Annotated in this window: 8 protein-coding genes and 1 pseudogene; 5 read left to right on the forward strand and 4 right to left on the reverse strand. The window is 42.0% G+C overall.

The genetic code is table 11. From position 1 onward, the window contains the following. The first annotated feature begins 47 nt into the window (after positions 1-47). The 3 genes from BLR84_RS10525 to miaA all read left to right on the forward strand — a co-directional run bounded on the left by BLR84_RS10525 (position 48) and on the right by miaA (position 3246). Positions 48-1466 carry a CCA tRNA nucleotidyltransferase gene (locus tag BLR84_RS10525; protein WP_090467573.1) on the forward strand — a complete coding sequence of 473 codons (1419 nt, stop codon included), beginning with the start codon at positions 48-50 and terminating at the stop codon, positions 1464-1466. 34 nt (positions 1467-1500) lie between these two features. Beyond that, complete coding sequence (locus BLR84_RS10530) at positions 1501-2160, forward strand: IS1096 element passenger TnpR family protein (protein WP_090467574.1); 660 nt, start codon at positions 1501-1503, stop codon at positions 2158-2160. 165 nt (positions 2161-2325) lie between these two features. Further along, on the forward strand, positions 2326-3246 hold the full coding sequence (gene miaA / locus BLR84_RS10535) for a tRNA (adenosine(37)-N6)-dimethylallyltransferase MiaA (RefSeq protein ID WP_090467746.1): 921 nt from the start codon (positions 2326-2328) through the stop codon (positions 3244-3246). On the opposite strand, the gene rfbA is transcribed toward miaA, so the two are convergent. Continuing rightward, positions 3241-4101, reverse strand: a complete 861-nt coding sequence (gene rfbA / locus BLR84_RS10540) for a glucose-1-phosphate thymidylyltransferase RfbA (RefSeq protein WP_090467576.1) — start codon at positions 4099-4101, stop codon at positions 3241-3243. The genes miaA and rfbA overlap by 6 nt on opposite strands. Before the next feature lie 412 nt (positions 4102-4513). Here rfbA and cysD point away from each other — a divergent pair, with 412 nt between their 5' ends. Next, entirely contained in the window at positions 4514-5419 is a 906-nt protein-coding gene (gene cysD / locus BLR84_RS10545) for a sulfate adenylyltransferase subunit CysD (RefSeq protein WP_090467578.1), read from the forward strand. A gap of 88 nt (positions 5420-5507) precedes the next feature. After that, positions 5508-6752, forward strand: a complete 1245-nt coding sequence (gene cysN / locus BLR84_RS10550; protein ID WP_090467580.1) for a sulfate adenylyltransferase subunit CysN — start codon at positions 5508-5510, stop codon at positions 6750-6752. A 320-nt stretch (positions 6753-7072) separates the two neighbouring features. On the opposite strand, the gene rfbD is transcribed toward cysN, so the two are convergent. The 3 genes and pseudogenes from rfbD to BLR84_RS10565 form a co-directional block, all read right to left on the reverse strand. Then, positions 7073-7939 (reverse strand): dTDP-4-dehydrorhamnose reductase, encoded by an 867-nt coding sequence (gene rfbD / locus BLR84_RS10555; protein WP_090467582.1) that lies wholly within the window; start codon positions 7937-7939, stop codon positions 7073-7075. 32 nt (positions 7940-7971) lie between these two features. Next, positions 7972-8526: a dTDP-4-dehydrorhamnose 3,5-epimerase gene (gene rfbC, locus BLR84_RS10560; RefSeq protein WP_090467584.1), complete on the reverse strand. Its 555-nt coding sequence runs from the start codon at positions 8524-8526 to the stop codon at positions 7972-7974. Positions 8527-8625: 99 nt separating this feature from the next. Next, positions 8626-8808: pseudogene (locus BLR84_RS10565) on the reverse strand (mannose-1-phosphate guanylyltransferase); the annotation flags it as partial.

Genomic DNA, 8808 nt, shown 5'->3' on the forward strand with positions numbered 1-8808 from the left:
CTTCGTTTTAGAATTTAGGTCTTAGAACGCAGAATTTTATTATTTACATGAAAGCCCACCTTCAGCACCCTGTATTTTCTATTATATCAAAACTTGCGGCACAACACAATCTGCAGGTTTATGCTATTGGTGGCTTTGTGCGCGATATTTTCCTTAAGCGCCCTTCAAAAGATATCGACATTGTAATTATAGGTAACGGTATTGCTTTTGCCGAAGCAGTGGCAGCTAAACTGAAGGTAAAAGTGGCTGTATATAAAAACTTCGGTACGGCATCGCTTAAATACCAGGATCTGGAAGTGGAGTTTGTAGGTGCCCGTAAAGAATCATACCGCCGCGATTCCAGGAAACCCATCGTAGAGGACGGCACTTTAGAGGACGACCAGAAACGCCGCGATTTCACCATCAACGCCCTGGCTATTTCCCTGCATCCGGATACTTTTGGTGACCTGCTCGATCCGTTTAATGGTATAGCCGACCTGGAACACAAACTGATCCGGACACCACTTAATCCGAATGAAACTTTTTCTGATGATCCGCTGCGTATGATGCGGGCCATCAGGTTTGCTACACAGCTTAATTTCCGGATAGATGATATAGCAGTAGAAGCGATTAAGAACAATGCCGACCGCATCAGCATTATTTCGCAGGAGCGCATTACCGACGAGTTGAACAAGATCATCCTGTCGCCGGTACCATCTATAGGTTTCAACTATTTATTTGATACCGGCCTGCTGCACAAAATATTTCCGTTAATGGCCAACCTTTACGGCGTTGATTATATTGACGGTAAAGGTCATAAAGATAATTTTTATCATACCTTGCAGGTATTGGACAATATTTGCGAAACCACGCCCGACCTTTGGCTGCGCTGGGCAGCTATATTACATGACATTGCCAAACCGGCCACCAAACGTTTTGAACCCAGCCACGGCTGGACGTTTCATGGCCATGAAGATCGTGGTGCACGCATGGTACCAAAAATATTTGCCCAGTTAAAACTGCCGCTTAACGAAAAAATGAAGCAGGTGCAAAAACTGGTACAACTCCATTTACGCCCAATTGTATTATCACAATCTATCGTTACCGATTCGGCCGTACGCCGGTTGCTTTTTGAGGCAGGAGATGATATTGATGGCTTGATGCTGTTGTGTAAAGCAGACATCACCACCAAAAACGAATATAAAGTAAAAAAGTATCGTAACAATTTTGAGCTTGTTCAACAAAAATTAAAAGATGTTGAAGAGCGCGACAGCATCAGAAACTGGCAACCACCCGTTACTGGTATTGATATTATGCAGCTTTTTGGCCTTAAAGAGGGTCGTGAGGTAGGAATTATTAAAAATCAGATACGCGAAGCCATACTAGAAGGCGAAATTCCAAACACCCGCGAAGCGGCATTAAACTTTACAATTGCTAAAGGTTTAGAAATTGGCTTAAAAGTTGTGGCAGACACAAAATTGAATTAAAAGATTATTTTTGTCCCCAAAATTCACAAAAACAATGGCACTATACAGGTTCAGGGTAACTTTCGAAGATTATGATGATGTGATGAGAGAAATTGATGTTAAATCAAATCAAACCTTCGAGGATCTCCACCGCGCAATACACCAGTCAACCGGTTACAATCCCGAGTTTTCATCTTCTTTTTATATCAGTAATGATCAATGGACAAAGGGTGAAGAAATTACTTATTTACCCAATCAAAAAAGGATTGACCGTGGCGTATCATTAATGAGCAATGTAAAACTGCTGAGTTTTATTGACGATCCGCACCAAAAATTTTACTATACTTTTAATTTCGACCGTCCTTTTGATTTTCACGTCGAACTGATGAAGATCATCCTTGACGAAACACCGGGTACAACTTACCCGGCCGTTATAAAATCTGTTGGCGAAGCGCCAAAACAATTCGGTAACGTATTTAACCCAACCGTATTGCCGCCTGCAAACGAGGATTTCGACTTCCTGAATGAGATGGCTTTTACACCCGAGGATGCTGAGGATTTTTCGGAAGTAACAGATACAGAAGTTGACGAGCTACCGGAAGAAAAACACGAGGCCGAAGAGGAGGAAGAAGATGAATTTGGCAACGAATTTGCCGACGACGAAGGCTTTGATGAAGAAGATCGCCCGCACCGTGGTGGTGGCGATGATTATTAATTAATCGCACCTGATAAACTATTAAATATGTCATTGCGAGCGAAGCGTGGCAATCTCTTCAGGACAATTAGCGTATTTGCTTAATTACCTATATAATGATTTACATGAGGAGATTGCCACGCTTCGCTCGCAATGACATGTTTTTTTATAACTTTTTTTTATCTCATGGCTGGATCCGCTACCAAAACCCTTATTGTAGTTGCAGGCCCTACGGCTGTGGGTAAAACGGCAGCAGCCATTGAACTGGCCCGGCATTACCATACGGTAGTGGTATCTGCCGATTCCAGGCAGTTTTTTAGGGAAATGAGTATTGGTACTGCCAAACCCAGTGAACAGGAGTTAGCTGCTGTAAAACATTATTTCATCAACTCGCACTCTATAACGGAGCCATTTTCTGTAGGCGATTTTGAGAAACAGGGACTTGCTTTGCTGAATGAATTATTTAAAACACATGACCAGGTGATTTTGGCCGGAGGTTCGGGCTTATATATTAAAGCAATATGCGAGGGTTTTGATGATCTGCCAACAGCCGATCCTGCTATCCGGGAAAGATTAAACCAGGAGCTGGAAGAAAGGGGTATTGCTTACCTGCAACAGCAATTACAATCGGTCGATCCGGTTTATTATAACGAGGTAGATCTGGGTAATCCTCAACGCATCATCAGGGCCCTGGAGGTTTTTGAAAGCTCGGGTAAACCATTCTCATCATACCGGCAGGCTACCATAAACAAACGTCCCTTTAATATCATTAAACTGGCACTTAACTTACCCCGCGAAATATTATACAACCGTATTAACCACAGGGTTGATCTGATGGTACAACAGGGCTTATTAACCGAGGTTGAGGCATTGCTCCCCTCCCGTCATCTCAACGCGCTGAACACTGTAGGCTATGCCGAACTGTTTGATTATTTTGATGGCAAAACCAGTCTTGAAAAGGCTATTGAAATGATCAAACAAAATACCAGGCGATTTGCCAAAAGACAACTCACCTGGTTTCGTAAAGACAATGCTTTTCACTGGTTCCAAGCCAGCGATGCAACTGTACTCGATCAAATGACCGGCACTATTGATACAGTTTTATGATAGCAGGCTTTGCAAGTAAACACCGTAGCCGCTCTTAATATATTTAGCTACCAGCACTTTTAACTGCGTATCATCAATAAACCCACGACGGTAAGCTACTTCTTCAATACAACCAATTTTGGTCGACTGGCGTTTTTCAATTACGCGTACGTATTCGGTAGCATCGCTTAAAGAATCAAAAGTTCCGGTATCCAGCCAGGCTGTACCTTTATCCATTACCCCAACATGAAGATTTCCCTGCTCCAGGTAATATTTATTTACATCGGTAATTTCATATTCACCACGCGGCGAAGGTTTAAGATCTTTGGCTATCTGAATTACGCTGTTATCATAAAAATACAATCCCGGTACCGCGAATTTGGATTTTGGCGCAGTTGGTTTCTCTTCAATAGATACAGCTTTAAAATCCGCGTCAAACTCCACAACACCGTATCTCTCCGGATCGGCCACGTGATAGGCAAAAATAGCCGCGCCATCCACATCATTAAAGCTGCGTATCAATTCGCTAAAGCCGGTACCGTAAAATATGTTGTCGCCCAGTATCAGCGCAACCTTATCCTTACCAATAAATTTTTCGCCAATTACAAATGCTTGTGCCAGTCCATTTGGTTTCTCCTGTATAGCATATTCAAATTTACAGCCCAACTCGGTTCCATCACCCAGCAGGCGTTTAAATCCTTCGTTATCTTCGGGGGTAGTGATGATCAATATCTCCCTGATATCGGCTTGCATTAAAACCGATAATGGATAATAGATCATGGGCTTATCATAAATCGGCATCAGCTGTTTACTTATTGCCCTGGTAATTGGATAAAGCCTGGTACCTGACCCTCCCGCTAAAATAATTCCTTTCATTAGATTGATTTGTATTATAGATTTTTAAAAGTAGTTATTTTTTACGCATAACCTATGCGTAGGTTGCTATATATAGCATATTTTAACGGTAGAATATTATTATTGCTGTTTAACTCCAATTAGTTTAATATACTAATAACATATTCGTCATATTTCCTGTCGTTGTCCCGTTTTTATCATCCACTGAAATTTATAATGAGGATTGCTAATTTTCAGGTTTAAAATGGATTAGATAACAATAAAATGAGCATAATTTGCTAATATTGCAGTTTGATTGCTAAATACTACTATTTAGGTGGATTTAGCGGGTTTTTCATCAATATAAATTGTTTTTTAAAGGAGATGAAGCTATCATGAGCCGGTTTAACCATTCCGGTTTGTGAGCTTTAACTCAGGATGGTTTCATTTAAACATGCACAAATATTATCTTACTCATCTGCAGGAATTAGAATCAGAGGCCATATACGTTATACGCGAAGTTGTAGCCCAGTTTGATCGTCCTGCTATATTGTTCTCCGGCGGAAAAGATTCCATTGTGGTAACTCACCTTGCCCGTAAAGCTTTTTGGCCCGCCAAAATCCCTATGCCCCTTATCCATATTGATACCGGTCATAATTTTCCCGAAACTATGGCATTCCGGGATAACCTGGTGGCCGACCTGGGTGTACAGCTTATTGTAGGTTCGGTACAGGAGTCTATTGACAAAGGCCGTGCTGTTGAGGAAAGCGGTATTAACGCGAGCCGTAACGAGCTGCAGATAGTTTCATTACTGGATACGATTGAGAGCCACAAGATCGACGCGGCTATTGGCGGCGCACGCCGCGATGAAGAAAAAGCACGCTCAAAAGAACGTTTCTTTTCGCACCGCGATGAATTTGGCCAATGGGACCCAAAAAATCAGCGACCAGAGCTTTGGAATATTTTCAACGGCCGTAAACGCATGGGCGAACATTTCAGGGTATTCCCGATAAGTAACTGGACAGAAATGGATATCTGGAATTATATCCTGCAGGAAAACATAGCTATTCCTTCCCTTTACTTTGCTCATAACCGCGAAGCTGTTTACCGTGATGGTACCTGGCTGCCGGCATCAGAATTTTTAGTATTGCGTGATGGCGAAAAAGTGGAGAACAAGCTGATGCGTTTCCGCACATTAGGCGATATCACCATAACCGGTGGCATCGAATCAGACGCGGATACACTGGAAAAAATTGTAGCAGAGGTATCAGCCACCCGCAGTACCGAACGTGGCAACAGAAGCGATGATAAGCGCTCGGATACGTCTATGGAAGACAGAAAAAAACAAGGTTATTTTTAATTTCGGATTTCGAATGTTCGATTTCGGAATTTTGTCCGACTCCGAGTTCACGGATTTAGAGTTTAGTATTTAGAGTTTAGCATTTAAAATGGAACTATTACGTTTTACAACAGCCGGCAGTGTAGATGATGGAAAAAGCACGCTTATTGGCCGGTTATTATATGATTCCAAATCGATATTTGAGGATCAGATGGCGGCCGTAAAGCAGTCGAGCGAAAGAAAAGGCCTACAACACATCGATCTTTCTTTACTTACCGACGGTTTACGTTCTGAAAGAGAACAAGGCATCACCATTGATGTTGCCTACCGCTATTTTGCCACCCCTAAACGTAAATTCATCATTGCCGATACCCCTGGACATATCCAGTATACCCGCAACATGGTTACCGGAGCTTCTACAGCCAATTTAGCTTTGGTATTGATAGATGCGCGTAAAGGTGTTGTAGAACAAACCTGCAGGCACTCTTTCATCGCGTCTTTATTAAAGATACCGCATATTATTGTATGCATCAATAAAATGGACCTGGTTGATTATTCCGAAGATGCATTTAACAAGGTAGTTGAACAATACGAAGATTTTGCAGCCAAGATTGATGTTACCGACATCCGCTATGTACCCATCAGCGCGCTGGAAGGTGATAACGTAGTAAACGATTCTGTAAACATGCCCTGGTATAAAGGTGAAAGCCTGCTGCATACCCTGGAAACAATCCATATAGGCAGCGATGAGAACCACTCAGACGCACGCTTTCCGGTACAAACCGTGATACGCCCACATGCGGCCGAATATCATGACTACCGTGGCTATGCAGGTCGTATCGCTGGCGGCATATTTAAACCGGGCGACAAAATCACCGTTCTTCCATCAGGTTTAACATCGTCTATAAGATCTATCGATACCTATTCCGGTCCGGTTGAAGAAGCCTTTGCGCCCATGTCTGTATCTATTACGCTGGAAGATGATATTGATATCAGCCGTGGAGATATGATCGTAAAAGATGATAGTGAACCCGAAGTAAGCCAGGACCTGGAAGTAATGCTTTGCTGGATGGGCACCAAAGGACCACGCCCCGGTGCTAAATACCACTTAAAAACCACTACCCGCGAGGTAATGGCTATTATTAAAGAGGTAAGCTACAAACTGGACATCAACACCATGGAAAAACTGGAAAATGCAGGCGATATTAAAATGAACGAGATGGCCCGTGTACGCTTGCGTACTACCCAGCCTGTTGTATTTGATGAGTATCGCAAAAATCGCATCACCGGCTCACTTATCCTGGTTGACGAAGCCACTAACGAAACGGTAGCCGCGGGAACTATACTGGTTTAGGCCCTGAGCTTCTTGATGTGCAGATGTGCAAATTTCAGATGTGCAGATGATTTAGTAAATGGCTTTGTATTTAAAAGATAGGGTTAAGCATAATCCCTCAACAAGCGGGCTATTTTGTTATAAACTGGGTTTACACTATTTTTTCGAAAAAACGCACTATTAATTGATTATCAATTAATTAAATCAATGTAAACCATAAAAAGTGTAAACCATGTAAACCCATTTTTCTAACAAAATGGGACACCTATTTAAAAAACAAAGCCCTGTTTCTCAAAAGAAACAGGGCTTTGTTTTTATGATGCTAATCAAAAGCTCCCCTTTCAGGAGGTCGGGGGGCCAAGTCTTTCTAAACAGGTTATCAGGCTATCCCTCCAATAGGGTATCTGGATATTAAAAGTAGTTTTAATTTTTGCTTTGTCCATCACCGAAAATGCCGGCCGGGTGGCCCGTGTTGGATATTCACTGGTACGTATCGGATACGTTTTTACCTGGGTTGCTGACAGGTCAAATATCCCTTTTGCAAAATCATACCATGAAGTTACCCCCTCATTGCTGTAATGGTAAATTCCAAAACTTTCGCTGCCCGATGTAATGATATCTAATATAGCAGCAGCCAGGTCAATGGCATATGTAGGCGTACCTATCTGGTCGACTATAATTTTCAGTTCATCACGTTCGGCGCCCAATTTGAGCATGGTTTTCACAAAATTATTACCATACTCAGAGTATAACCAACTGGTACGTAAAATAAAGTGCCGGGGTAGTATATTTACAACATCCTGCTCACCCTCCAATTTAGTAAGACCGTATATGCTAATGGGATCGGCTAAATCCGTTTCAACAAGCGGATAAGGCTTATCACCCTTAAAAACAAAATCTGTTGAAGTATGAACCAGTATAGTGTCATATTGCTTACAAGCCTGCGCCAGATTGGCTGCTCCCGTCTTGTTTATTTTACGGGCCATATCTACATCATCCTCCGCTTTATCAACAGCGGTATAGGCGGCACAGTTAATTACGTAAGCCGGTTTGTATTGTTCAAATACTTTTGATATGGCATCGGTATCCAGGATATTGGCTTCTGCTTCTGGGGGGAAAATAATAGAATTTATACCTTTTCCGGCCGAAACTTTTTTAAGGCATTGCCCCAGTTGCCCGGAAGCCCCAAAAACCACAATGTTTTGCATAGCTGTATTTGTCTAAAAATTGATGCTTATTATTAAAACCCGAGATCGGTAACGTCCTTCAAAAAGGGCAATTCTTTGTCTTTATCCGCAACAATCAGTTCATCTTCATTGAGCTGCCAGTTAATATTTAAAGCCGGATCGGCATAGTTTAAACCACCTTCGGCCTGTGTGTTATAATAGTTATCACATTTGTATTGAAAAATGGCCGTATCACTTAATACCACAAATCCGTGGGCAAAGCCTTTAGGAATGAAAAACTGTTTATGATTATCTGCCGTTAACAATACACCATAGTGCTGGCCATAAGTTGGCGAGTTTTCACGCAGATCAACAGCTACATCTAATACTTCTCCCTGCGTTACTCTTACTAACTTTGCCTGTGCATGTTCTCCTTTTTGCAGATGCAGGCCGCGTAATACCCCTTTTGTTGAGAATGATTCATTATCCTGTACAAATTGAATTTTCGCACCTACGGCTTCGGCGAATCTTCTTTCATTAAATGATTCGAAAAAATGTCCCCTATCATCGTTAAAAATACGAGGGATTAAAACAATAAGCCCCTCAATTGGGGTTGGAGTGATAGTCATATATTATTAATGTTTTGCACCGATAACAACCGAATATGCAAAGCTATTACATATTATTAAAGTTGTAGCGTCTTGTTCAAAAATGAACAAGACTGGATATTAAATATACCTGGTCCCGAATTTGGCTTTTACATCAGCCACCACCTGTTTTACATTCTGTTCCTGATCGCGCGGACAGATCAGCAGCGTGTTGTTGGATTCTACCACGATAAAATCATGCAAGCCCTGCAGTATTACCAGTTTCTCGCCAGGTACATTCACCATACAGTTGGATGAATCATA

The sequence above is a fragment of the Mucilaginibacter sp. OK268 genome, from assembly GCF_900103125.1.
In the GTDB taxonomy this organism is placed as follows: domain Bacteria; phylum Bacteroidota; class Bacteroidia; order Sphingobacteriales; family Sphingobacteriaceae; genus Mucilaginibacter.

Coding starts and splice junctions, on each gene's coding strand:
- BLR84_RS10530 (WP_090467574.1), top strand. CDS start 1,501: ATGGCACTATACAGGTTCAGGGTAACTTTCGAAGATTATGATGATGTG.
- BLR84_RS10525 (WP_090467573.1), top strand. CDS start 48: ATGAAAGCCCACCTTCAGCACCCTGTATTTTCTATTATATCAAAACTT.
- rfbD (WP_090467582.1), bottom strand. CDS start 7,939: ATGCAAAACATTGTGGTTTTTGGGGCTTCCGGGCAACTGGGGCAATGC.
- rfbA (WP_090467576.1), bottom strand. CDS start 4,101: ATGAAAGGAATTATTTTAGCGGGAGGGTCAGGTACCAGGCTTTATCCA.
- miaA (WP_090467746.1), top strand. CDS start 2,326: ATGGCTGGATCCGCTACCAAAACCCTTATTGTAGTTGCAGGCCCTACG.
- cysD (WP_090467578.1), top strand. CDS start 4,514: ATGCACAAATATTATCTTACTCATCTGCAGGAATTAGAATCAGAGGCC.
- cysN (WP_090467580.1), top strand. CDS start 5,508: ATGGAACTATTACGTTTTACAACAGCCGGCAGTGTAGATGATGGAAAA.
- rfbC (WP_090467584.1), bottom strand. CDS start 8,526: ATGACTATCACTCCAACCCCAATTGAGGGGCTTATTGTTTTAATCCCT.